Genomic DNA, 24664 nt, shown 5'->3' on the forward strand with positions numbered 1-24664 from the left:
GGAAGCTAAGCCTGCCCGCGCTGATGGTACTGCACCCGGGAGGGTGTGGGAGAGTAAGTTACCGCCGACATAAAACATAAATAACTGAATATTAAAAGGAAGGCTAGTACGCGACATGATGTTGCTGCTAGCCTTCCTTTTCGCGTTTTATACCTAAGTTCGCCCGATACCTAGCGAGGTACGGGCGAAAAAGAGAATGTTAGAAGGTCAACGACGTATGGAAATGTCGGGGCTTCCCGCTGAGAGGATCTGTAAAGGCCAATTTGGCTGCAGTGAGATGCATCGGGACATTCATATCTTCCGCATCTACAGGATAGATAACCGGGTAGACAGGGTCGCCCAGGATAGGAACACCGGCCGCCCACATATGCAGTCTAAGCTGATGAGTCTTCCCGGTTTCGGGTGATAAGGAATAGCGTGCTAACTGCGGGTGACTGCCGTGAATGTCTTCCATCGCTTTCTGCTCAGTAGGAGTCAACGGCGTAATGCTATTCAAATTGGTAATGGCGTTGCTTTCACCTGGTTCGATTCGGCCTTGAATCTCCCCGGGTGTCTTCTCCATCCGTGATTGCCACACTAAGGGAGTATCAAAGAGTTTGTACTCGGCGATGGCACTGTAGGTCTTGTGCACCTCGCGACGGGCAAATAGAGTTTGGTAGGCACCGCGGACTTCGCGACGTTTGGTGAACAGTAAAAGCCCTGAGGTTAAACGATCCAAACGGTGTGCCGGAGCGAGGACATCGATACCGGTGCTTCGGCGTAGTTTGACCGTGGCCGTTTCTACGATGTGGCGTGCCCGCGGCATGGTCGCCATAAAAGGTGGTTTATCGGCAACCAGGATGTCATCGTCCTCATAGACGATGGGAATGTCATAAGGAACCGGGGTTTCCGGTGCCGGAGTTCGATAGAAAAAGACATCTTGCTCCGCCGATAATAGGTATTCGGGGGAGATCGGGGTGGAATCGAAAAGCACGACCTCTTGGTCGGCAAAACGTTTCAGCAATGCTTCCCGGTCATCATCAGGGTGACGGTGCCGTTGAGTCTGAATTACCTCCATAAGAAAGTCAGCCGCTTTAATCGGGGCAACTTCTTCTGGCACGCGAACACGCGTAGGGTTCAGCCCATCTTTGATTGGTAATGGGATGTAGCCCCTGCGCTGATGCGGTAATCTGTTTCCCATGGACTATAAAGAACTCCTTGACTCAGCTGTAGAATTTTCTTCCGATGGTATCGGAGCAATCATGCTCAAAGTAGCCGAATTTTTCTACACCATTTTGTACCCATCGAATGCAGACCCAGCAACGCCGGGCTCTCCTGCAGCTTTAGAGTCTAAAGTGGACTCTGCTATGAAGCTAAAAGATGCTCTGGTATCTCCGTAAATGTGAGATAAATTCAGAGTACTGCCCACTGATTAGGGTATAACAACCCCTGCCACCGGTAATAAACAGCTATACTTAAGTCTAGGAAATGAAATTATTTCATCCCCGTAGATTGTCACCTGACCAGTGCGGAATTGCCGTCAACTGGCTAAAACCGAGGAAGGGAACATCATGGCCAAAGAAGACATCGTTGTTGTAGCAGTAGACGGGTCGGAAGCCTCCAAAAACGCCGTCCTGTGGGCAGCTAACACCGCAACCAAGCGCGGCATCCCGCTGCGCATCGCATCCAGCTACACCATGCCGCAGTTCCTCTACGCGGAGGGAATGGTTCCACCGAAGGAGCTCTACGAAGACCTCCAGAATGAGACCGCTGCTCGCATTGAAGAGGCTCGCGTCATCGCGCACGAGGCCTTCCCAGATCTGAAAATCGGGCACACCATTGCTGAGGGCTCTCCTATTGATATGTTGTTGGAGCTTTCACACGATGTCACCATGATCGTCATGGGCTCCCGCGGCATGGGCGGGCTGTCCGGCATGGTTATGGGCTCGGTTTCGGCGAACGTCGTCTCTCACGCTCATTGCCCAGTTGTTGTAGTTCGTGAGAACAACGCAGTGACCGCTGATAACAAGTACGGTCCTGTGGTTGTTGGCGTGGATGGCTCTGAAGTGTCCGGCAAGGCAACTGCGTACGCTTTCCGCGAGGCGCAGGCGCGTGGAGCAGAGCTTGTCGCCATCCACACCTGGATGGATATGCAAGCACAGACTTCGCTGGCAGGTCTGGCCGCAGCACAGGCTGAGTGGGGCGAGATTGAAAAGGAACAGGGTGAGCTGCTTTCAGAGCGCCTCGAGCCTTTTGAAAATGAGTACCCAGACGTGAAGGTTACCCGCATCATTGCTCGTGACCGTCCAGTTCGCGCGCTTGCCGATGCCGCCCAGGGCGCCCAGTTGGTCGTCGTTGGTTCGCATGGTCGCGGTGGTTTCCGTGGCATGCTGCTGGGCTCGACCTCACGCGCACTGCTGCAGTCCTCTCCTTGCCCAGTGATGGTTGTCCGTCCAGAGTCCTACATCGGTGACGAAGAAGGACAAGATGATAAGTAGGTCAGGCTAGCATCTAGCCTCGGCTTCGAGTAGGCTCCAGCTTCCAATAATAGGAAGCTGGAGCCTTTCTTTTTTATTACAGTTCGCAAACAATATCACTACGAACATTTACGTTAGTGGCACAAGGTGGCACCATAGTTGGTAGAGCCTTTTGACTTCACCGATGAAGGCATAAGGTCAGTCTCGATCTAGAAAGAAGAATGACACAAACAATTGATTTGAGCTGAAACTAGAGTCTAATAAAGGCCTAATACGGCTGTTTCAGCCCGCAAGGAGGAAAGAACTCATGAGTATTATCGGCTGGATTATTATTGGTGCCATTGCCGGCTTCTTGGCAGAAAAGATTATGAAACGTGACCACGGTCTGTTGACCAACATCGTCGTCGGTATTGTTGGCGGTGTTATCGGTGGTTGGTTGCTCTCGCTCGTTGGCTTGGGCAGCGGCGGTTGGCTCTGGACGTTGATCACGGCAGTTATCGGCGCTTGTCTGTTGCTGTGGGTCGTGGGAGCAATTCGTTCGAAGGCCGCGAACTAGTATTGGGAGCACAGTCCTAAGCTGTGGGTAGTGAATAGATACCCACCCAAAAAGTAGCGAACAAACCGGTTTGTCTATATTGTATAGATGAACCGGTTTAGTTGTGCCTGCACCCAGGAAGGATGTCACAGTGACCCAAAAGAAGTCGCGCCGTAATCGCCCGAGTCCTCGTCACCGCCTTTTGGCATCTGCAACGAACCTATTTACAACCGAAGGCATCCGCGTTATCGGTATTGACCGTATCCTGCGTGAAGCCGATGTGGCTAAGGCCTCGCTCTATTCGCTCTTTGGCTCTAAAGACGCGCTCGTTATTGCTTATGTGGAAACGCTCGATGAGCAATACCGCGAAGCCTGGGCAGAACGCACCGCAGAGGTTTCTGAACCGCAGGGGAAAATTCTCGCCTTCTTCGATATGGCTATTGAAGAAGAACCCGGTAAAGAATTCCGCGGTTCGCACTTTCTCAATGCAGCGGGCGAATACCCACGACCGGAAACTGATGCCGAGCGCGGCATTGTAGAAGCCTGTCTAGAGCACCGTCGTTGGATGCATTCGACAATGACGGAGCTGCTCAACGAAATTAACGGCTACCCTTCTGGCAGCCAGGCAGACCAGCTGCTGATCTTCTTAGACGGCGGCATGTCGGGCGCGCGTTTGATGCGCGATATCAAGCCTTTGAATACTGCGCGTGACCTGGCGGTCCACATGCTGTCCGAACCGCCAGCGGATTACTCCATTTAGTCTTCTGTCTTCTTGGCGTCTGTCTCTTGAACGTCTAAGTCTTTAACTTCAGCGTTCTCAACCTGTTCAGCAGAGTCCTCGGACTTCGCTTTTTTCTTTTGCGCCAACTTTGCTTGGCGTTCCTCACGGCGTTTGGCCATACGAATCTTGTTAGCTTCGCGGCGAATTTCCGCGGTCTTCTTATTTTCTGCCTTGGTCGCGGCCTTGCGCTCTTTCTTTTCGGCAGATGGCAGCTTGCGGAATTCCTTGAAATCCGTGATGGACTCGCGGCGCATGTTATGGACTTCATCGGTAAGCGGATAGTTTTTCGCCAGCGCGATCTGGCACACGATGGTCAGCGCCAGCGTGAATAGGTTCGTGCAGAACCAGTAGAAGATAACAGCCAGCGGGATAGGACCATTCATCGCCAGGGTCCACAGCAAAATTGGGACGAATGGGATCAAAATCAGCATCAAGATAAAGACGCGGCGGGTGAGCTTCGAGTTGAAGTCGGTGGTCCAGAAGCTACGCGTGGTGGAGATGCACAAGTTGATAACGGTAAAGGCAATCGCCAGTATGAGCCACGGCAGGGCCTTCTCACGTACCAAGGCAGGGTCGACCGCCAAGTCGGTAGCCCAAGAATCAGGCATGGAGATAAACGCCGGAATAGGCACGCCATTTAACACGGTGTCGCGGAAGGAATCGACTTCTTCGGCGGTAATAAAGCCAATGCTGCCGTTGAAAGTCGGGCGCGCCATGCGCAGCACTACTTGGTACAAACCTAGGAAAACCGGCAGCATAATCAGCGGAGGCAGACAGCCAATCGCTGGGTTGTAGTTGTGTTCTTTATGCAGCGCGTCGATTGCCTCTTGGTTTGCCTGAAACTCTTCGGGGGTAGTAGCAGGTGGTAGCTCCGCCTTGCGTGGGCGCAGCAGCGCGGAGATGCGACCGGCCTTAACCGAGTACCACGTCAGGGGCGCAATAAGTGCGCGAACTGTGAGAACCAGCAGGACAATGGATACAAGCCACGCAGTTTGTTCCTCAAAAAAATGATGCGTGAGCAAATGCCACAGCTTCATGATTCCCGAAACTGGGTAGACAAATATATCGAGCATTTCTGCCTTTCTGCGTGGGTCTTTCCGCTCACTATAATTTCAATTATGAAAAATCCCGCATCAGCTTACGCCAAATTTTAGGTGAGCTGCTATTAACAGCCGGTGCTGTGCTGTTGCTCTTTGCGTTTTATGAAGCGTATTGGACAAATGTGGAATCCGGAAAGTTACAAGAGCAAGCCCAAGAGCAGCTCGATGAAACTTGGCAAAATCTCCGTAAGCAGCTTAACCCGAAGCTCGGCGAAGCTTTTGCTCGGATGTACATCCCGGCTTTCGGCGATGATTTGCAGTTCGCGATTGTTGAAGGCACTGATGAAAATGACCTGCTGCACGGACCTGGGGACTATGAACAAACTCAGAGACCGGGCGAGGAAGGCAATTTCGGTGTTGCGGGTCACCGCGTGGGCAAGGGATCGCCGTTTAATGATTTAGGCTCGCGGGAGACTTGCGATGCCATCGTGGTGGAGACCAAACCACCTGAGGGATCTACCGTGTGCTGCCGATTGCGGAGGAGGAGGTGCCGCGGTTGGATGTTTCAGCTCGGAGCAGCAGGACAAGTTGCAGGCAGAATATTTCCACGTGCAAGGTCGGCATATTACGGTGCCGAGCGCATGATTATTCACGCGATGGAAGTAGAAAATCTGCCCAAGACAGCCAGCTGCAACACCGGTAATCGACCCGCACCATTAGAAGAACACCCATAGGAGAAATCATGTACCGCGCACTTTGGAATCTGTTACCCGGACCGGACCGGTGAAAGCACTTTTAGATATCGCGTTGGCAGTCGGAGTATTTTTGCCTGCTCATGGAAGTTGTCATCCCGCAGTCCTCGGCATCGGAGGGGGTTTCAGCGGTGCAGGCGGAGAACACCTGCTGCAACTACCAGCGAGATTGCGCGGGGAAGTAGGCTCAATGGCATGAGTTACAGTCTAGACCAGGACGAGCTAGAAGCCATCGAGTCCTCCGAGGGCGCAGAAATCATGCGCAACGGCGTGCATATTCTCACCGCGACGATCCTTGTTGTGGCGATTTTGATGTCGGTGCGGATGGAATTGTCGCTCGCCGTGCTGAATTTGGTGCTGCTCTCGCTATTTGCTGGGCTGTACTTTGTCGGCAGCTTCTATTTGGAGCGCATGACTGGCGTTTGGAAATTGGCGTGGCTGATAGCGCTGACGGTGGTGTGGATAGCCGATATCCTGGTTGCTTCTGCCGGTATCTACCTGCTGTTTGTGCTGTTTTTCCTGTATCTGCGGGTTCTTGGCATGGTCTGGGGCAGTATCTCGGTGATTTTCGGCACCGCGGTCTCAGTGGGTATTCAAATTCCGCAGGGGCTGACCTTTGGTGGCGTGATGGGCCCGGTGGTCTCCGCGCTGGTGACCGTGGCGATTTTTTATTCCTTTACGCGCCTTCATGAGATTAATACTGAGCGCACCGCATTGATTCGGGAGTTGATGGAAACGCGCGAGCAGCTGGCAGAGACCGAGCGCGCGGCTGGTGTTGCGGGGGAGCGCCAGCGCATTGCCCATGAAATTCATGACACGCTTGCCCAGGGCCTGTCGTCGATACAGATGCTCTTGCATGCGGCTAACCGGGATTTAGACGGTGATATTAACGTGGATAAAGCACGTGAGCGCATTGGCCTGGCGCGACAAACCGCGGCGGATAATCTCCAAGAAGCTCGCGCGATGATTGCAGCACTACAGCCGGCGGCCCTGTCACAAACCTCATTGGTGGGTGCGTTGGACCGCATGGCACAGGGCTTTGCCGCAGCGGCGGACCTTAATATCGAAGTCGAAGCAGATGGGGAGGTTTCTCAGCTGCCGATGAAACTCGAAGCCGTCCTTCTGCGCATTGCCCAAGGGGCGGTGGGTAATGTGGCAAAACATGCTCAGGCTACGCGTGCGCGAATCACGGTGTCTTATTCCGACGACGCGGTGCGAGTAGACATCGTCGACAATGGCGTCGGTTTTGATGTGAAAGCCGTCGAATCACGCCCGGCAGGCCTGGGACACATCGGTCTTGCGGCAATGAAACGGCGTGCGGAAGAAGTCTCGGGCGAAGTAGTTATTGAATCGAGCCCGGGCAACGGAACTGCAGTCAGCGTTAGTGTACCCTTAACAACGAACGCCCATTAAACTTTTGGTGGACGATACATAGCAAAAAGGAGTGATGAAGTGATTCGTGTCTTGCTAGCTGACGACCACGAAATCGTTCGTCTGGGCCTTCGTGCAATTTTGGAAGAAGCCCAAGACATTGAAGTGGTCGGCGAGGTAGCCACAGCTGAAGCTGCGATCACCGCGGCCCAAGCAGGCGGAATCGACGTCATCTTGATGGACCTGCGTTTCGGCGCAGGCATTGAAGGAACCCGCGTGATGGGTGGCGCCGAAGCAACCCAGCGCATCCGTCAGGCGATGGATAATCCGCCGAAGGTGCTAGTGGTGACAAACTACGACACGGACGCTGATATCCTCGGCGCCATCGAAGCAGGCGCTGTTGGCTACCTGCTCAAAGATGCGCCGCCGCAGGAGCTCACCAACGCGGTGCGTTCCGCAGCCGAGGGTGATTCCGCGCTGTCGTCGATGGTTGCTGACCGTTTGATGACCCGCGTGCGCACCCCGCGCTCCTCGCTGACCCCGCGCGAGCTAGAGGTTCTGCAACTAGTCGCAGGTGGCTCCTCGAACCGCGAAATCGGCCAGGAACTGATGCTTTCGGAAGCAACCGTGAAATCGCACCTCGTGCACATCTACGACAAGTTGGGCGTGCGCTCTCGCACCTCGGCTGTCGCAGCCGCCCGCGAGCAGGGTGTTTTGTAGGCTATCGCTACCAAAACACATTAAGTACTAGCGGCACACGCCACGCAGAGCTACCAAAACACGTTAAGTCCTAGCGGTACGCGACAGGCTTGGCATCAAAAATGACCTTGGGAAGTAAATTCTCCAAGGTCATTCTGCTTTTAGGTTAAATTCGGCTTGACCGAATTTAACCCCGGGTGATGCGGTCCTGGATTTCCTGGGTGGCCATATCGATCTCGCGGTTAATCGAGCTGTGCGCGCGGCGGCGCTGCTGTGGGGTCATCAGCTCAGCGTTATCAACGGCGGCATCGAGGTCATCGAGGCGTTCTTTGATATCGCGCTTGAAACCGGCTGGCAGGGAATCATTTTGATCGATGGTGTTGCGAATCCCCTGGGTACGCGCCTTGATGGAGGCGCCATGGCCGGCGAAAGAAGCAAGCTGGTCGGTGGTGACACCGGCCTTTTTCGCGCGGCTTTGCTCGAATTGCTGGCGGCCGGAGACAATAACGCGGTAGAGCAAAGGCAACAGCAAAGGAGCGGCGGTGCGTGCCGCACCGGCGTAGCGCTTGACGTTATCGGTGTTAAAGCGGCCCGCGCGCAGCCTTTCCAATTCGGTCTTAGCAAGCTTAAGCTCATGCTTGCGGCGCTGCTTTAGGCCCTTCTCTTCGGATTTAACCAGCTGCTTCTCCTGATTGGCCAGAAGCTTCTGCTGGCGCTTGCGCGCCTTGTCTGCGGACTTGACCTCGGCTTTCACCTTGGTTTTTGCCGCCTTTAACTCAGCTTTAGCGGCGCGACGTGACTTGCGGAATTTCTTCAGAAGGCTCATGGATTAGTTTCCGTTCATTTCTTTTGTTCATCAAGTGCAGTACTTATTGTATTTACTGTATTCAACATTACCTTGATGAGTGGGTTAAGCTCATGAGAGTGGAAAAACAGGTACGTGCGTCAGATCTCGTGGGCTGCCGACATCGGCTCGTCCAGCGTCGCACCCACCCCGAGGTCCCGCGCACCGATGCAGCACAAGCCCGTGCCGCACGCTATGACGCCGCGCGTGAGGCCGTGTGGGAGAAATTCCCCCGCAAATCAGATTCGCGTCGCAGAGTATTTCGCCGCATCGATCTGGGTCCTCTTCCCGCTGAAGATCCGTGGCTGCGTTCTTTAGAGACCTTAGAAGCTCTCGCCACTGGCGCAACGCATATCACCGGCGCAGTCTTCACCAATGAGAAGTGGCTGGTGGGGGTGGATATGTTGGTGCGCGAGGGGGCATCGACAAGCGAAAGCTCCTATACCCCGGTGATGGTCTCTACCCACCGTGTGGCGCGCAAACATGACTCCGTGAAAATACTGGGCGTGCCCACCCACCGGCTGGGATTAAGTGAGCCTTTAGAACTTGGTTATAAGCCGCGGCACCACGTGCTTGATGGCTACCATTTGGCGATGGCCGCGCGGGCACTCGAAGACTTAGGGCTGAATTCGGGACGTGGTGCGCTGGTAGGCCAAGACCAGTCCCTGGCCTTTTATTCTGATACAGCAAGCTACCAGCCGGCCCTGGACGCGGCTTTGGCAGCGGTGGAGCCAGCCAACCTGCCCACCCAGCCGCGGCGGGTCAAAGAGTGCGCTAGCTGCCGCTTTTGGCCTTTGTGCGAACCGGAGCTCAAAGCCATGGATGATATCAGCCTCTTTCTCCCTGGCGACCGCGCGCGAGCATATCGCGAAGACGGGATTAATACGGTGCAAGGGCTTATCGATGCCTCCCTCGGCCTTCCTTCGCAGCTCGCCTCCGCGTGGCGCGACGGCACGGTACTTCTAGCGCATGGGGATATCACCATGCCGCGTGCCGATGTCGAAATTGATGTGGACATGGAAGCGTACATGGACCAAGGCGCATACCTGTGGGGTGCGTGGATGGACGGTACCTACTACGACTTTGTCACCTGGGAGAAGCTGGGTTCCAAGGCTGAAGCGCACAATTTCGCCGACTTTTGGACCTGGTTGATGGAAAGGCGTGATGAGGCGCATGCGGCGGGCAAGACTTTTGCTGCCTATTGCTACTCGGCGCACGGCGAAAATCACTGGATGCGCATGTCAGCGCAGCGTTTCCATGACCACACCCCGGGCGTGCCTTCAGTGGAGGAAGTCAACGCGTTTATCAATTCTGGCGAGTGGGTGGACATGTTCGTCCACGTGAAGAAGAACTTCGTCGGCCCCTATGGTTTGAGCCTGAAGACGGTGGCGCCACAGGCTGGTTTCAACTGGGAGCAGGGTGATTTCGACGGCGAAGAATCCGTCAACGCGCGCCGGGTTGCAATTGGCTTGGATGAGACGGCAATGCGTGCGCGGGAGACGCTTTTGACCTATAATGCCGATGATGTGCAGGCAACGCTCGCGGTGCGTGAGTGGATGAGCGATAACGCGCCGGGCGTCCCACGTCTGTGATTTATCGGTAGGGGAAGCAAGGAATCTGTAGCTGCTTAGACCGCAACGGGCTCTTTGACGCGGCTGGTGGATTTCAGCAGCCATGCGCCGATGAGGATGACCGCGACGGTGAAACAGGAGATGAAAGCGATAAAGCCAGTCCACGAGGTTGCTTCAAAGACAAGGCCGGACGCAGCGCCGACGGCGGACGAGCCGGCGTAGTAACACAGCAGATACATACTCGATGCCTCAGCGCGGTTGGTGGCAGCGGCCTGGCCGACCCAGCCAGAGGCGGTGGAGTGGGCCGCGAAAAAGCCCGCGGTAAAAATGAACATGCCGGCCAACAGCACCGGCAGCGGCCCGAGTGTCATCACAATGCCCAAGGCATAAAGCACTGCGGAGACAACGAAAGTCTTGCCGTGGCCGTATTTATTGATGATGGTGCCCACGCGTGCCGATGACCACGTTCCCGCCAGATACATCAAAAACACCAGGCCCGTCAGTGTAACCGGTAAGCCGAAGTGGTGGATGAGCCGGAATGTAATGAAGTTATACATGGAGACAAAAGCGCCCATGCCTAAGAAGGCGAAAAGGAAAAGCAGGCCGAGCTCCAGATTGCGCCAGTGATTAATCATCGCGCGTATTTCGGCTTTAAAGTGCAGCTGCTTAGGCCGGAAGTTTTCCTGTTTAGGCAGCAAAATGACAAAGAGCACAGCGAAAATCGCTGACACCGCGGCCGATCCCAGTAGCGCGCCGCGCCAACCGGTAAAGTCCAGCAGCCCGGTGGGAATCAGGCGGCCCGCGATGCCACCGAGGGTATTGCCGGCGATGTACAGTCCCATCGCGCGCGGCAAGATATCCTCATCAAGTTCTTCTGACAACCACGCCATCGCCACAGCTGGAGCACCGGCCAAAACAGCACCCTGCAGTGCGCGGACGGCGATGATCGCCAAAACATTCTCGCCGACCAGTGGCACTGCAAAAGCCAAGATGGTAGCGAGTACTGCAGAGATAACCAGCAGCCGCCCGCGTCCAAAACGCTCAGACAAAATAGATAGCGGCACGATGCACAGCGCCAAAGCACCAGTGGCAGCAGAAACGGTCAGTGCGGCCTCAGTCGGGGTAAAGCCCAGCACTTCGACGAAGGTCGGCAGCATAGCCTGGGTGGAGTACAGACCTGAAAAGATTGCCAAGCCCACAAAGAGCATGGCGACCATGGCGCGGGTATTTCTTTGCATGTACCTATAGTCCCTCACCGCGAAGTATGAGTAAAATGCATTTTAGTACCCAATTCAATGCGTAGCGTGCATAACTGACCGTTCCAGGGGGAAGCCCATGAATTTTCACGACATTGAAGGATTTCTGGCGATCGTGCGCGCAGTGGATGCCGGGGAGAATCTCACCGACGCCGCGGATGACCTGTATCTCTCCCAATCTGCTCTAACGCGCAGGCTGCAGCGACTAGAGCACGAGCTGGGCACGTCGCTGTTTGAGCGGCACGGCCGCAAGTTGGTTCTAAACACCCGTGGGCAGGCATTTTTGCCGCACGCAAAAGCCATGATCGATGAGCGCACGCAGGCAATCGATAATGTCACGCGCTTGATGGATCCGGAGCGTGGTCGCGTCCGCCTGGACTTCATGCACTCTTTGGGTACCTGGATGGTGCCAGACCTTTTGCGTAGCTACCGGCAGATGTATCCGCATGTGCAATTTGCGCTGCATCAAGGAGCATCGCAGTATTTGGCGGACCGGATTCGCGCCGGGTTGAGCGATGTCGCACTTGTGGGCCCGAAGCCGCAGGATCTGGCCGCGCCGGGCCAGGTGCAGCTGTGCTGGCACCAGTTGGAGATGCAGCGGCTGGCGATTGCGGTGCCGGAAGGGCATTGGGCATCGACAAGAAAAAGCATTGCCATGGCAGAGCTTGCCGATGAACCCTTTATCGGCATGTTGCCTGGCTACGGCACGCGCATGTTATTAAATTCCTTGGCGGCTGAGGCAGGGTTCGTGCCCCGTTTCGTATTTGAATCCATGGAACTGACCACCGTCTCCGGGCTGGTCACCGCTGGCTTAGGCTGCGCGTTGTTGCCGCTGGATGACCCGTACTTAAATGCCACAAACTTAATTCCACTCGAGCCTGCCCGCTACCGTGAACTCGGCATGGTGTGGCGTGATGGGGATGATGCCCCGCCGGTGAAACAATTCCGAGAGTTTATTAGGGCGTCGGGGAATCAGGGATGAAGAGATCCTCGATGGCGCAATCAAATTGCGCAGCCAGCTGGAAAGCCAAGGGCAATGAGGGATCGTAGCGGCCTTTTTCAATACTGATGATGGTTTGCCGGGAAACGCCTAAGGCATCGGCAAGCTTTTGCTGCGAAAGGCCATGCTGCTCACGCAGAGTTTTCAAGTTATTGTCCATGATTTTATGAATCGCGGCGCTTGTTCAGGAGATAGCTGCCGGCAAACGCGGCCATAATAACCACGTAGCTGGCGATGGCAAATGTGCCGAGGGAAAGCTTCACATCCGTAAAGACGCTGGCCACGCCCAAGATACCGACGATAACCAGGATGATGTGGAACGTGGTCTGTGATGCATTGTCGTACCACGTGGACTCGATGGAATCCTGGGGATTGGGCGTGGCACCTGCGATGGTGTCGCGATCCACCAACGCCGCCCAAGCTCCAGCGGAGGCGACGGGAAATAGGCATAGCGTGAAGATGCCCAGGTACAGCGCCGCGGATTCTTCAGGGCGCACGATTGCCCAGACGATGAGCGCAGCTACAAAAGAAATTGCTAAACCCGCGATGATGGAGCCTGAGATTAGTGCGGCTGGCGGACCGCCGAATTTTGAGCGGCCGAAGCGTGAGCGTGTCATGAGAACTGATCCTTAAGCGGTCGGAGTGTGGGGGAACTATCTCCAGCCTATGTAAAGTACCCTTTACATGTCAAGGGTGCTTTACAGCTTTAGACGTGAAGCTGGCGCGCCAAAGCAAGCAGTTCTGCATCTTCCAAGGTCAGCGAACCTAAGTGTACTGCCGCCGGCTGTACGCGTCCTGGCACTGGCCACGGCAAGGAAATAGCACAGGTGCCAGCGATATTAAACAATGAAGTCCACGGAACCCAGCGTGCTTGGGCTGCGAAATTCTCCGCCGGCGGTAGGGAAGTGAAAGTGCCGGTCTTAGGCGGATCGGATGCAATAGTCGGATTAAGGATAACGTCCACGCCCCAATATTTAGCGAGCTTGCCCTTGAGTGCGCGGGCATAGGTCTCGGCCTCTGCGACCTGCTCTGGTGTAACCGTCAACCCTTTTTCACGCAGCCACTGCGCGATGTAGTCATAGTGCTCTAACTCGACTAGTCGGTGTGAGAATAAATTGGTGAAATGCCCAAAGGTCACCTCCGCCTCTGGCCAGCCGCCGACTTCGATGACCTCGTGGCCTGCATCGACAAGCTGCCCTGCGGCTTCTTCCACCGCCGTGATGTATTCCTGCTGCACTTCTGTCTTGGAGATAATCGGCGTGGTCAGCACGCCGATGCGAAGTTTGCGCTCCAGACGTGGCTCAATCTGGTGCAAGAATGCCTGGTCTTCCACGGAAGTGGTCAGATACCCATGCACGGCGAGCGTGTTCGCGGATGGCTTGTATCCGACAATTCCACAGGCCGCCGCCGGTATGCGGATGGAGCCACCCGCGTCCGATGCGTGCGCCGCGCGCACCAGCCCGCGCGCCACCATCGCTGCCGCGCCACCGGAAGAACCGCCCGGTGTGTGGCCTGGCCAAATGGGATTATCTACCGCAGGCAGGTCGCGCGGCTCGGCATCAACCGTCAGCCCCAGCTCCGAAGACACCGACTTTCCGGGAATTAGCGCACCACGCGCTTCATAGGCGGCGATGAAAGGGTCTGTCTCCGTTGCCATGCGCGTACGCGCCTTGGAGCCGAAGGTGGTGGGCATACCTGCAACGTCATAAAGGTCTTTGGCCGGAATGATCCACCCCGACAAATCGCCTTCCGCCACCGGTTCGCGTTCTAAATCAATATGGGAGAATCCGTGCTGCTCGGCAGTTAGGCCTTCCAGCGCATTTGCGAGGTCTGAGATTGATTCCGTCATGCTCCCCATCATAGAGCCAGTGTAGGGCGGCCGGTTTTAACTCGAAGACTGACGTGTAGAGGGTAGCTGCTAGGGCATTCGAATGCTTTATTGGCAGGTGGGTTTCCACGTGTATTCCCTTAGACCGAGGTTGTATCAGCAGCTCTGTTTTCTGATCGAGCCATCTCCTACAAGTTCTGCAGCAATTTTGGTGATTAGGCCAATCTTTTCGGTGAGGCGAAATTCGACGTAGGCACTTGATTCTGATCCCGTTAAATCTGCACTAAGTTCGAAACTTCCTCCCTTAGCTAATTACGAACGTGGGACGGCGGCTAATGCCTGGTTGTCGGATAGCTGGTGAAAAATTGTGTCTTCTTTGACCCAAAATAATGGTGCTACTGGAGTACTGGAGAGTCCTGCTTCCTCGAACCGCAGGAACATACCGTCATCGGCGCCAACACATAAGTCATTTTCAACCAAGTATGACGTAGGGGTATTGCGTGCTCACGCCGTCTACAACCTGAGATCCCGAAATGACCGCGGAATTTTCCCAAACATTAATCGCAGCCTTCAAATGGGCACTGAGGAAACCTTGCCCATTCTGAGAGGTAATGAAAGATTCCACATCTAGGAACTCGGTTTCACAGGTCTGAGATATAACCCCTCGCCAGTGCTGTGTCATCGTCATGGGAAAGTACTCAAATGCCAAAACCCCTGCCGGAACTTCTGAAAATCAGAAGAAGCCGGCAGGGGCAGGTGTGTTTCCGCGCACTAAAGCCTGCGCTAAGAAACTTTAACTACTTGGATGCAGCTGCGAAGCGCTCTGCTACGTCATCCCAGTTGAAGACGTTCCAGACTGCCTTAACGTAGTCAGCCTTAACGTTCTTGTACTGCAGGTAGAAAGCGTGCTCCCACATATCGAGCATTAGCAGTGGGGTGAAGTCTACAGAAATATTGCCCTGCTGATCGGTCAACTGCTGAATGATCAGGCGGCCTGCGATGTGATCGTAACCAAGAACCGCCCAGCCGGAGCCCTGCAGGCCAAGTGCTGCAGCAGAGAAGTGAGCCTTGAACTTCTCGAAGGAACCGAAGTCGCGGTTGATAGCTTCTGCCAAGTCACCGGTTGGCTCGCCGCCACCGTTTGGAGAAAGGTTCTTCCAGAATACGGAGTGGTTGGTGTGGCCACCCAAGTTGAACGCCAAGTTCTTGGACAGTGCGCGAACCTTATCTGGGTTTGCGTCACCGTTGCGCTCTGCTTCCAAAGCCTCAAGAGCAGCGTTTGCGCCAGCTACGTAGGTAGCGTGGTGCTTGGAGTGGTGCAGCTCCATGATCTCAGCGGAGATGTGTGGCTCCAGTGCGTCATAAGCGTAATCAAGTTCTGGTAGTTCATAAACAGCCATGAGTGTTTCCTTTCGTTGGGTACGCATCCCATGATATTCCGAAACATTATTTTGGCAACGATATTGTGCCCGAATACTGTGAACTCGCTGGTAGGGGAATTTTTAGGCGGTGGTGTATGTTGATTAAAAACAGAAAGGAGACGATTTCTATGTCGTTCTTATTTGCACCTACCCCTCAACTTGTTGCTAAAGAAGATGCATTACCCGGCCGCGCAGAACCTATCTTGGAGCCTAAGCCGCATGCGGTTTTAGGCACTCCGATTACCGGTCCGTGGAAGGAAGGTCAACGCTCTTTATTGGTAGCGCTGGGATGTTTCTGGGGACATGAAAAGATGTATTGGGAAACTGAAGGTGTGGAATCTACATCGGTAGGCTACGCCGGTGGTACCACCCCCAACCCGACTTATTTCGAGGTCTGCCGTGGCCAAACCAATCACGCTGAGGTCGTAGAAATTACCTATGACCCGGAAAAGATTAGCCTGAAGGAACTCGTGGTGATGGCGCTTGAAGCCCATGACCCCACCCAGGGCTTTAGGCAAGGAAACGACGTGGGCACCCAATACCGCTCTGCCTTTTATCCACGCACCCAAGAAGAGCTTGAAATCATCCAGGAATTGGTGGATAGCTACGACAAGAAGCTCGCCGAGAATGGCTTTGGTGCGATGACTACCGAGGTCAAGCTGCTCAGCGACACCGATTCGGGCGAGTACTACCTAGCCGAGGACGAGCACCAGCAGTACCTATACAAGGTGCCTAATGGTTACTGTCCGCATCACTCCACTGGGGTGAAGTGCGACTAAACCCTGCTAGTTAGCTTGGGTGATCGCGTATCCACTTCTCCGCGCGCTGCGCTAGCCGCGGAGTCAGTGGTGCTCGTGACTGGGAGCCAAGCACTGAATCCCAGTACCAGAAGGTTTCTTCGTAGTAGTTGTGCCCGTGTCCGCCAGGGACGTTTAAAGAGTTAATTTGGTCGAGCCCGATTTGCCAGAAACTAATCAGCGGCGCCCAGCCCATGTCGTGAAAAGTATCGGCGTACAGCGTCGAGGGTGCGGGCTCATGCATCCACGTGGGGCGGCGGTAGATGAGTTTGCTGGACCACCACACGATGGGATCAGAGGTGTGCTGGGCAATTAATACTCGAGGTCGTTGCCATTCATTGCTATAGCTGCGACCGAAGGCATCGTGACGCGTGTGCGCAGGTGCTGCGGCGAAGCGAATATGCCGGCCACCGTCGACGGTAGGTACGCGTTCCAAAGAACCCGGATCGTGCTCTAAATTGGCAAGCAGTTTTGTCATGCTTGGTGGGCCGGTAAATACCGCACCGTCGCAGGAGGCTAGGAGATCTTCAAAGTTGTCATAGCCATCGAGGTGCGCATACGCGCCTAAGGATTCGCCCGATAAGTACAGCTTGGGACGGTTATCTTCGGGCATGGAATCAAGTCGGTTGCGCACCGCGCGAATAAGTAAATGTGCTCCATCAATAGGGGCTTGCTTGTCGACGACATAAGAAAAAGCCGATGGCAGAATCGAATACTGCAGGGTTACTGAAGCGCAATTTCCCTTGGTAAGAAATTCTGGGGCAGCAGACATCCATTCACTGACCCAGCCTGAACCAGAAGGCATCTGAATCACGATGGTGTTGCGGTGAAAAGCTCCGGTTCTCTCCATTTCTAAGAGCACGCGACGAACTTGGCCCCGGACAGTCCGCCCGGACATGAGACCGGCGTAAATCCGAATGGGCTCACGGGCACGGGTAAATTCCATGACTTCCGCGATATCACGTGCACGCGGACCGCCGGATAAAAAGCGGCGACCATGCGCTCCTACTGCTGTCCAACGTTCATAAGACCACGGGCTGCCGGAACGCTCTGGTTCCCACGGCATGATGGAGCCGGGAAAGACTGACCTGTTAATCTTTTGTGCGCGTACCGATGCAGAGTGGATGAAACGGCGCAATACTACCCGGTCAGATAAAGCGACGATGACCACGATAAATGTTGTTACAGCCAGAGGCCAGGCCACCAACATTGGCACTGCACGCCCTAGCTGTTGGGACATTTTGGAGACGGTAAATTGCACAATTTCTCCGAGCAATAACAGCGCACCGTATCCCAGGGAGCCAAGGGAAAGGCCGATAGCAGCCTGCACGGGGCCACGGTCCAGCGATTTACCGACCAGGTCTGCCTGAATGCCCTGGTTGCGCACGGATTTAGCCATGGCTGCGATAGTGATGGTTCCCAAGACCCAGTGAGCATTGCGTTTGAGCCGTGGAGTGAGGTGATCCTGCGGGCGTTTGCCGGCAGCACGTAGTGCATTCTTCAAGCCAAAAGCAGCCGATGCGGCAAAGAAATGCCCGATGGCCTGCCCGATGGCCACATTGAGCGCCGTTACCCACCAGGGCCTGGGCAATAGTGAAGGCCAAATCGCTGCCCAGGTTGCGACTTCCGCACCTAATATGCCTGCCGTCATATTGCGCGGGAGCCGGTTACGCCGGGCCATGCGCACCGCCGGGGTGATATCGCTGAGCACTTCTAAACCGATGATGGAAACCTGCAGCGCACCTGAGGCTAGTTTCAGTGACGATGACGCGGTTTTAAGGGCAATTCGCCGCAGGGAACGGGGAAGAGGCGGCGCCACACTTTTTCGCGGCTCCACCGACTGCGGCTGAGGGCGCGAAATTTTCTGAAATAACCAGCACGCAAGTTGTCCTCTCCGGGGCTTACGTGCATTTTTGCTCATGGACACTATTGTCCCAGAACACGAAATTTTCTGCATACACAATAGTCGAATTTTGGCTGGAAAGCGCCGTTGTAAAACCTCGCGCATAATGAAGAAGTATGAGCCCAAATGTTGGAAACAAAGTTGTCCTCATCGGCGCGGGTGATGTTGGTGTCGCCTACGCATATGCATTGGTAAACCAAGGAACCGTTGACCATCTCGCCATCATCGATATTGATGAAAAGAAGCTTAAAGGAAACGTCATGGACTTAAATCATGGCGTGGTGTGGGCGCCTTCGCGCACGCGAGTTACTGAAGGCACTTACGAAGATTGCAAGGACGCAGCCATCGTCGTTATTTGCGCAGGCGCTGCGCAAAAGCCCGGCGAAACTCGCCTGGACTTGGTGGATAAGAATGTCACCATCATGAATGCCATCGTTGAATCTGCCATGGAGGCAGGCTTCGATGGCCTTTTTGTTGTAGCGACCAACCCAGTAGACCTGCTGACCTATGCCGTGTGGAAAGCCTCCGGGTTGCCCACCTCGCGCGTCATCGGTTCGGGCACGGTGCTGGATTCTGCGCGCTATCGCTACATGCTCGGGGAAATGGCAGGTATCGCGCCAACTTCCGTGCATGCCTACATCATCGGAGAGCACGGCGATTCTGAACTACCAGTTGTATCCTCGGCAAATATTGGTGGCGTCCCGCTTGCGCGCCAGGCGGAAAAAGAGCCCGGATTCAACGAACGCATCGAAGAAATCTTTGAACAAACCCGTGATGCGGCCTATCACATCATCGACGCTAAAGGCTCGACGAGCTATGGCATCGGCATGGCGCTGGCGCGCATTACTCGCGCGATTATCCAGAACCAAGATGTTGCGCTGCCGGTTTCGGCGTATATCGATGGACACTATGGCTACAACGACATCTACTTCGGAACCCCGGCAATTATCAATCGTGGGGGCGTTGCTCGCGTGCTGGAGCTAGACCTCGACGAGCACGAGAAAGAGCGTCTCGATGCCTCCGTGAACACGCTACTGGACATCAAGAACCAAGTATTTGATTAAAATTCAGTTTTAGCCCGCGGGGCTAATTCCGGGTATTCCCGCTGCATGCAGGCGATTGCGAAAACGCATGACGCCTGCCGTGCGGTGGGTCACTTTTTTATTTTGATGGGAGGTGGTGCTACCGTAGCCGGGGTTATCGACCGTGAGACAAAAACCCCAAAAGAAAGAACCCACCATGGCAATCAAATTAGGCACCACCGTAGAAACTGACTGGATGGAAACAGTCCGTGAACTGGCAAGCCAGCGCAATGCCGTCATCCTGGCGCACAACTACCAGCTGCCAGAGATCCAAGACGTAGCTGACTACGTCGGAGATTCTTTGGGGCTTTCGCGCATCGCGGCGGAAACAGACGCTGATGAAGTGATTTTCTGCGGCGTGCACTTCATGGCTGAGACCGCAAAGATCCTCTCGCCGGAAAAGCGCGTGTATATCCCGGATGCTAATGCCGGCTGTTCTTTGGCGGACACTATTAACGCCGACCAACTACGTGAGTGGAAAGCACAACACCCTGATGCGGTGGTGGTCAGCTACGTGAACACCACCGCTGAGGTCAAAGCGCTCACGGATGTCTGCTGCACCTCCTCCAACGCTGCCGACGTCGTGAGTTCCATCGACGAGGACAAAGAAATTCTATTTCTCCCGGATCAGTTCCTCGGCGCACACGTACGTCGCGTGACCGGCCGCAGGAATATCCACGTCTGGGCAGGCGAATGTCACGTGCACGCAGATATTTCCCCGAGTGCCTTGGTGGATACGGTCCGTGCCAACGAGGGTGCGGAACTCTACGTCCACCCAGAATGCGGCTGCACCACCAGCGCTTTGTGGATGGCGGAATCCGGTGAAATTCCAGGCGACAACACCCACATCCTGTCAACCGGCGGCATGCTGGAAGAAGCCAAGAAGACCACTAGTGAGCGCGTCTTAGTCGCAACGGAAATCGGCATGCTGCACCAGCTGCGCAAAGCCAACCCGACCACGGAATTTCTCCCCGTCAACCCGCAGGCCGCGTGCCCATTCATGCAGATGATTACCCCAGAAAAGTTACTCAAGTGCTTGCAGGAGGGAACGGATGAGGTATTCGTCGATAAGCGCACAGCCGATGCCGCGCGCACTGCGGTCGAGCGAATGATTGCCATCGGAAACCCCGGCTCCGGCGAATAGGAAAAGCATGACCACGGAACTTATCACTCCTGCTGAGAGCTTTGCCGAGTGCACCGACGTGCTCATCATCGGTTCCGGCGCGGCAGGTCTCACCTCTGCGCTGACCATTGCTGAGGCCGACCCAGCACGCTCGGTCACCGTTATCACCCGCGGTGAGCCGGCGGACAGCTCCACGGCATGGGCACAAGGTGGCCTTGCGGCAGTCATCTCCCCGGAAGACTCTTTTGACCTGCATATCGAGGATACGATGGCCGCGGGTGGTTTCCACGGCGACCGCGCCCGCGTCACCGAACTAGTCCAGCAGGCAAAAGAAGCCATCGACCGCCTGGTATCCCACGGCGCCCAATTCGCCGATGACCTGCACTTGGAGGGCGGGCACAGCCTACGCCGCATCGTGCACGCTGGCGACCAATCTGGGTGGGAAGTGGAGAAAACCCTCCTGCGCGCAGCCCGTGACCGCGGCATTAACATCATCTCTCATGCCCGTGCGATTGACCTGCTGACCACCGCCGATGGCATCGTGTGTGGAGTGCGCGGCTTCCATAATGGCCAGGTTGGTCGCTGGCTTGCCGATGACGTCGTGCTGGCCGCCGGCGGTGTTGGCGCGCTGTGGACGCTGACCTCCAACCCGGCCGTTGCCACCGCTGATGGACTGGCCATGGCCCTGCGCGCCGGGGCAGCCACGCGCGATATCGAATTCGTGCAGTTTCACCCCACCGTGTTGGATCTTCCCCGCACGGGCGGTCGCGATGTGCTCATCTCAGAGGCAGTGCGCGGCGAAGGAGCAGTGCTTATCGATGCAAAGGGCACCCGCTTCATGAAATCCCTCCACCCTTTAGCCGAGCTTGCCCCGCGCGATGTGGTCTCTGCTGAAATTATTAACCACCTGCAGGAAACCAACACGGAGCAAGTCTTCCTCGACGCTCGCTCGATTACTGATTTCCCGCAACGCTTTCCGACGATTCATGCCAAACTTCTAGCCCGCGGCATCGATGCCACCGTCGATCCCATTCCAGTGCGACCAGGCGCGCACTATCACTGCGGCGGCGTCGCGGCTGATCTTGACGGGCGCACCAGCCTTAAAGGACTTAGTGCCATCGGGGAAGTTGCCGGCACGGGCGTGCAAGGCGCCAACCGGCTGGCCTCGAATTCTTTGACGGAAGCATTGGTGGCGGGCCATCGATGCGGGATCCGCCTGGCCATCTCGAAGCGCGCCGGAATAACCCAAACTCCAATCGCACGAACGCAGGTCACGCCTGTTGACGGCGCTGCAACCATCCGCTCAGCGATGGATTCCTATGTTGGTGTTAGCCGTGATGATGCCGGCCTGAGCGCCGCGTTAGATATCCTCGCCTCATTGCCGCAGGACACGGAGCTAAACGATGCGACCTTAGACTCCACGAATATGGCCGCGGCCGGTCTTGCCATCGCGCAAGCTGCACGCGAGCGAACCGACTCACTCGGCTGCCACCGCCGCAGCGACAACATTGGCGCAACCACCAAGAACTACCACTTTGCAGGAGCATAATATGACCATCTCAGCAGATACCGCCAGACTTGATCTGAACGCAACACGTGCGCACATCGAAGCCGCCCTCGATGAGGATCTCGCCTGGGGGCCGGATGCGACCACCCTCGCTACCATCGGAGCCGATGTCACCGGTACCGCGGAAATCGTCGCCCGCGAGCCTGGCTGCTTGGCGGGGGTTCCCATCGCGGCGCTGGCCCTGCAGATTACCGCCGAGCGTGATGGCGTTGACCTAGACATTGAAATCCTGCGCGAAGACGGCGCAACCGTTGCTGCAGGAGACCCCATCCTGCGGGCGACGGGCCCGGTGCGCACCCTTTTGACCGCCGAGCGCACCGCACTAAATTATGTATCCCAACTATCCGGCGTGGCCACGGCCACCCACCGCTGGGTAAAGGCGCTGGAGGGCACAGGCACTGCCGTGCGCGAAACCCGCAAGACCGTCCCAGGCCTACGTGTTTTGCAAAAATACGCTGTGCGCTGCGGCGGCGGTACCAATCACCGCATGGGCTTAGGCGATAGCGCGTTGATCAAGGACAACCACATCTTGGCCACGGGTTCGTTGGCCGCCGCGTTTAGGGCCGTCCGCGAGCAATTTCCGGATCTTCCCGTGGAAGTCGAGTGCGACACCCTTGAGCAGGTCGCCGAGGCAGTCGACGTCGGCGCGGAGCTGATTCTTCTCGATAATATGTCGCCCGATACCGCTAAAGCCGCCGTAGAAATCTGCCGCCCGGCTGGCGTGCGCACCGAAGCTAGCGGCGGTATTACCTTCGACAATGTCGATGCTTATCGCGACACCGGCGTCGATTACATTGCAGTCGGCGCGTTGACCCACTCCAACCGCGTCCTTGATTTAGGCTTCGACCTGGCCTGAGCATACCGGCGCCTTCGTCAGCAGTGAACTAGAGTTGGTTGAGCACGAGAAAGCAGACTGCGAGGGACGTTCGACGTTGAAGATTGTTGCGCACAGAGGCTATTCGGGGAAGTACCCGGAGCTAAGCCCGTTGGCCTTTAAAAAGGCCTTGGAGCTGCCTATTCATGGCATCGAGTGCGATGTGCGCATGACGCGGGATGGCAAAGTCGTGGTCAATCATGATGCGACGTTGGATAGGACATCGGATCGCACGGGGCAGCTTTCTGCGCTGGATTGGGCGGAGATTAAACGCGCCGATATCGGCAATGAAAAATACCCGAACCAGCACCCGCTGCTGCTCGATGAGCTTTTAGAGTTGTGGGCACCCCGCGGCCAGCACCTTTATATTGAGACCAAGCACCCGGGCGCGATGGGCGATATTTTGGAAGAGCAGGTGGTACTTCGCCTGCGTTATGCAGGGCTTATCGATGACCCCCGCATCCACATCATCTCCTTTTCCCACCGGGCTATCCGCCGCATGAAGTCTTTGGCGCCGCACATGGACCGGATTTATCTGCGCCGCGACTGGGAACGTCACGTCAACCGCACCGACTTCTTGCTGTCCGAACCGACCGGCCTGGGCATGTCGCTTTTGCGCGGGAAACTGCAACCTTCCGCCATCGGGGCGCATGGGCTGCCGACGTACATGTGGACCATCGATAAGCCTGAAGACATGAAATGGGCCTGGGCCAACGGCGTCGACATCCTGGCCACCAACCAACCCGAAGTTGCGCTGCACGCCATTCAAATGTGAGCGGTATAAAACGTCACTGTATCGTGTAAGGCATGGCCAAGAAGAAAAAGAACAAAGAAGAACTACCTGAGGGTATGTCTCGCCGCCAAGCTAAGCTTGCTGCCCGTGCGGCAGAGCGTGCGGCTTTGGAAAAGGATCCCCGACCATATGGTGGTTTAGCTGCTGAAACCCAGCTTATTGCGCTGCAGGAATTCGTTCCTTCCGCGACCGCGAAGCTTAGCGTCAAGGGCTTTGACCGTGACGTGTACGTGTGCTCGATTTTGCCGGGGGCATCGGCAGGCATGGTGCGCGACGCAGAGGCTGGCGGCGCTGCTTATGTTGCGCTGCAGGTACGCACGCACACCCACAACCCAGGTCGTGACCTGGCATACGCTTTGAACTGGGCAAAGAACGCGCAGCCAGGCGAGACTTTGGAATCTACTGCCGCTGATGGCGCGCAGCCAGATCTCAAGGACTTGGTCGATGAGTCGGCTGTTTTGGAGATTACTGACCACCAGGATTTCGCATGGTGGATTCCTGAGGGCACGCAGATCACCCCAGAGATCGCGCAGACCCTGAACCAGGCGAACGAGACTGTTATCGAATCCCACCAGGTTGGTGCAGATATCGATGGTACTTTGTTCTGGGCAAACTCCGGCGGCGATAAAGCGCACATCCGCTGGGTATTCCCAATTGAGAACGAAACCGGTTTGTTGAACGCGATTGCCCGCGTTGCTGCTCGTGGGGAGATGAACCTCGGTGAGGGCACCAAGTTCGCTGGTGTTTTCCGTACCCATGGTTTGATTGCTCCGGTCTTTGACCTGCAGCCTGATGTTGCTTATGACTCTTACGAGTCCGAGCTTGCTCGCGTCGAGAAGGCTCTGAAGGCCGAAATCGACAACGATGCACAGCTCAATCCTGATGAGCGCAAGCAGCTCGAGAACCTGAAGTCGCGTCAGGTGACCCTGCGCTAGTACCCGCGTTAACGCTCGCGTTGTTTAAAGCCTGCT

The 24664-nt window shown here is 55.9% G+C and carries 25 protein-coding genes; 16 read left to right on the plus strand and 9 right to left on the minus strand.

Going from position 1 to position 24664, the window contains the following annotated elements; translation table 11 throughout:
* Positions 1–199 precede the first annotated feature (199 nt).
* The gene (locus tag C5Y44_RS07475; RefSeq protein WP_105324377.1) at positions 200–1180 is read right to left on the minus strand and encodes a pseudouridine synthase; all 981 of its coding nucleotides are present in this window, start codon (positions 1178–1180) and stop codon (positions 200–202) included.
* On the opposite strand from C5Y44_RS07475, the gene C5Y44_RS07480 reads away from it, so the two are divergent.
* From C5Y44_RS07480 to C5Y44_RS07495, 4 genes are all read left to right on the plus strand, one after another.
* On the plus strand, positions 1179–1379 hold the full coding sequence (locus C5Y44_RS07480) for a hypothetical protein (RefSeq protein ID WP_105324378.1): 201 nt from the start codon (positions 1179–1181) through the stop codon (positions 1377–1379). The genes C5Y44_RS07475 and C5Y44_RS07480 overlap by 2 nt on opposite strands.
* 171 nt (positions 1380–1550) lie before the next feature.
* The gene (locus C5Y44_RS07485) at positions 1551–2477 is read left to right on the plus strand and encodes a universal stress protein (protein ID WP_066838331.1); all 927 of its coding nucleotides are present in this window, start codon (positions 1551–1553) and stop codon (positions 2475–2477) included.
* 286 nt (positions 2478–2763) lie between these two features.
* The gene (locus C5Y44_RS07490) at positions 2764–3012 is read left to right on the plus strand and encodes a GlsB/YeaQ/YmgE family stress response membrane protein (protein WP_105324379.1); all 249 of its coding nucleotides are present in this window, start codon (positions 2764–2766) and stop codon (positions 3010–3012) included.
* Between the two features lie 130 nt (positions 3013–3142).
* The gene (locus C5Y44_RS07495) at positions 3143–3751 is read left to right on the plus strand and encodes a TetR/AcrR family transcriptional regulator (protein ID WP_105324380.1); all 609 of its coding nucleotides are present in this window, start codon (positions 3143–3145) and stop codon (positions 3749–3751) included.
* On the opposite strand, the gene yidC is transcribed toward C5Y44_RS07495, so the two are convergent.
* Positions 3748–4845 carry a membrane protein insertase YidC gene (gene yidC / locus C5Y44_RS07500; protein WP_233189907.1) on the minus strand — a complete coding sequence of 366 codons (1098 nt, stop codon included), beginning with the start codon at positions 4843–4845 and terminating at the stop codon, positions 3748–3750. The two genes, C5Y44_RS07495 and yidC, sit on opposite strands and share 4 nt — an antisense overlap.
* A gap of 107 nt (positions 4846–4952) precedes the next feature.
* On the opposite strand from yidC, the gene C5Y44_RS13235 reads away from it, so the two are divergent.
* The 3 genes from C5Y44_RS13235 (at position 4953) to C5Y44_RS07515 (ending at position 7655) form a co-directional block, all read left to right on the plus strand.
* On the plus strand, positions 4953–5546 hold the full coding sequence (locus tag C5Y44_RS13235) for a sortase domain-bontaining protein (protein ID WP_233189908.1): 594 nt from the start codon (positions 4953–4955) through the stop codon (positions 5544–5546).
* Between the two features lie 213 nt (positions 5547–5759).
* The gene (locus tag C5Y44_RS07510) at positions 5760–6977 is read left to right on the plus strand and encodes a sensor histidine kinase (protein ID WP_105324381.1); all 1218 of its coding nucleotides are present in this window, start codon (positions 5760–5762) and stop codon (positions 6975–6977) included.
* A 39-nt stretch (positions 6978–7016) separates the two neighbouring features.
* Positions 7017–7655, plus strand: coding sequence for a response regulator transcription factor (locus C5Y44_RS07515; RefSeq protein WP_105324382.1), 639 nt, complete (start codon positions 7017–7019; stop codon positions 7653–7655).
* A gap of 166 nt (positions 7656–7821) precedes the next feature.
* Here the strand turns inward: C5Y44_RS07515 and C5Y44_RS07520 are convergent, their stop codons facing one another.
* The gene (locus tag C5Y44_RS07520; RefSeq protein WP_105324383.1) at positions 7822–8460 is read right to left on the minus strand and encodes a DUF6474 family protein; all 639 of its coding nucleotides are present in this window, start codon (positions 8458–8460) and stop codon (positions 7822–7824) included.
* Positions 8461–8552: 92 nt separating this feature from the next.
* Between C5Y44_RS07520 and C5Y44_RS07525 the strand changes: the two genes are divergently transcribed.
* Positions 8553–10070, plus strand: a complete 1518-nt coding sequence (locus tag C5Y44_RS07525; RefSeq protein WP_105324384.1) for a TM0106 family RecB-like putative nuclease — start codon at positions 8553–8555, stop codon at positions 10068–10070.
* 35 nt (positions 10071–10105) lie between these two features.
* On the opposite strand, the gene C5Y44_RS07530 is transcribed toward C5Y44_RS07525, so the two are convergent.
* Positions 10106–11287, minus strand: a complete 1182-nt coding sequence (locus C5Y44_RS07530; RefSeq protein ID WP_105324385.1) for an MFS transporter — start codon at positions 11285–11287, stop codon at positions 10106–10108.
* A 97-nt stretch (positions 11288–11384) separates the two neighbouring features.
* Here C5Y44_RS07530 and C5Y44_RS07535 point away from each other — a divergent pair, with 97 nt between their 5' ends.
* Positions 11385–12287, plus strand: a complete 903-nt coding sequence (locus tag C5Y44_RS07535) for a LysR substrate-binding domain-containing protein (protein WP_105324386.1) — start codon at positions 11385–11387, stop codon at positions 12285–12287.
* Here the strand turns inward: C5Y44_RS07535 and C5Y44_RS07540 are convergent.
* From C5Y44_RS07540 to C5Y44_RS07560, 4 genes are all read right to left on the minus strand, one after another.
* On the minus strand, positions 12262–12465 hold the full coding sequence (locus C5Y44_RS07540) for a helix-turn-helix transcriptional regulator (protein WP_105324387.1): 204 nt from the start codon (positions 12463–12465) through the stop codon (positions 12262–12264). The genes C5Y44_RS07535 and C5Y44_RS07540 overlap by 26 nt on opposite strands.
* 4 nt (positions 12466–12469) lie before the next feature.
* Positions 12470–12922, minus strand: a complete 453-nt coding sequence (locus tag C5Y44_RS07545; RefSeq protein WP_105324388.1) for a hypothetical protein — start codon at positions 12920–12922, stop codon at positions 12470–12472.
* A gap of 89 nt (positions 12923–13011) precedes the next feature.
* Complete coding sequence (locus C5Y44_RS07550) at positions 13012–14154, minus strand: amidase (RefSeq protein ID WP_233189909.1); 1143 nt, start codon at positions 14152–14154, stop codon at positions 13012–13014.
* Positions 14155–14930: 776 nt separating this feature from the next.
* Positions 14931–15533 carry a superoxide dismutase gene (locus C5Y44_RS07560; protein ID WP_105324391.1) on the minus strand — a complete coding sequence of 201 codons (603 nt, stop codon included), beginning with the start codon at positions 15531–15533 and terminating at the stop codon, positions 14931–14933.
* A 149-nt stretch (positions 15534–15682) separates the two neighbouring features.
* On the opposite strand from C5Y44_RS07560, the gene msrA reads away from it, so the two are divergent.
* On the plus strand, positions 15683–16333 hold the full coding sequence (gene msrA / locus C5Y44_RS07565; protein ID WP_066838366.1) for a peptide-methionine (S)-S-oxide reductase MsrA: 651 nt from the start codon (positions 15683–15685) through the stop codon (positions 16331–16333).
* Between the two features lie 10 nt (positions 16334–16343).
* Here msrA and C5Y44_RS07570 read toward each other — a convergent pair whose 3' ends face one another.
* Positions 16344–18272 carry an alpha/beta-hydrolase family protein gene (locus C5Y44_RS07570; RefSeq protein WP_199186006.1) on the minus strand — a complete coding sequence of 643 codons (1929 nt, stop codon included), beginning with the start codon at positions 18270–18272 and terminating at the stop codon, positions 16344–16346.
* A gap of 98 nt (positions 18273–18370) precedes the next feature.
* On the opposite strand from C5Y44_RS07570, the gene C5Y44_RS07575 reads away from it, so the two are divergent.
* From C5Y44_RS07575 to C5Y44_RS07600, 6 genes are all read left to right on the plus strand, one after another.
* Positions 18371–19318, plus strand: a complete 948-nt coding sequence (locus C5Y44_RS07575; RefSeq protein WP_066838369.1) for an L-lactate dehydrogenase — start codon at positions 18371–18373, stop codon at positions 19316–19318.
* Positions 19319–19493: 175 nt separating this feature from the next.
* On the plus strand, positions 19494–20480 hold the full coding sequence (nadA, locus tag C5Y44_RS07580) for a quinolinate synthase NadA (protein WP_233189910.1): 987 nt from the start codon (positions 19494–19496) through the stop codon (positions 20478–20480).
* Positions 20481–20487: 7 nt separating this feature from the next.
* On the plus strand, positions 20488–22008 hold the full coding sequence (gene nadB, locus C5Y44_RS07585) for an L-aspartate oxidase (protein WP_105324392.1): 1521 nt from the start codon (positions 20488–20490) through the stop codon (positions 22006–22008).
* Position 22009: 1 nt separating this feature from the next.
* Positions 22010–22882, plus strand: a complete 873-nt coding sequence (gene nadC / locus C5Y44_RS07590) for a carboxylating nicotinate-nucleotide diphosphorylase (RefSeq protein ID WP_105324393.1) — start codon at positions 22010–22012, stop codon at positions 22880–22882.
* 76 nt (positions 22883–22958) lie between these two features.
* Positions 22959–23675 carry a glycerophosphodiester phosphodiesterase family protein gene (locus C5Y44_RS07595; protein WP_105324394.1) on the plus strand — a complete coding sequence of 239 codons (717 nt, stop codon included), beginning with the start codon at positions 22959–22961 and terminating at the stop codon, positions 23673–23675.
* A gap of 32 nt (positions 23676–23707) precedes the next feature.
* Positions 23708–24628 carry a DUF5926 family protein gene (locus tag C5Y44_RS07600; protein ID WP_066796835.1) on the plus strand — a complete coding sequence of 307 codons (921 nt, stop codon included), beginning with the start codon at positions 23708–23710 and terminating at the stop codon, positions 24626–24628.
* Positions 24629–24664 lie beyond the last annotated feature (36 nt).

The sequence above is a fragment of the Corynebacterium sp. J010B-136 genome (assembly GCF_002967075.1).
GTDB lineage: Bacteria > Actinomycetota > Actinomycetes > Mycobacteriales > Mycobacteriaceae > Corynebacterium.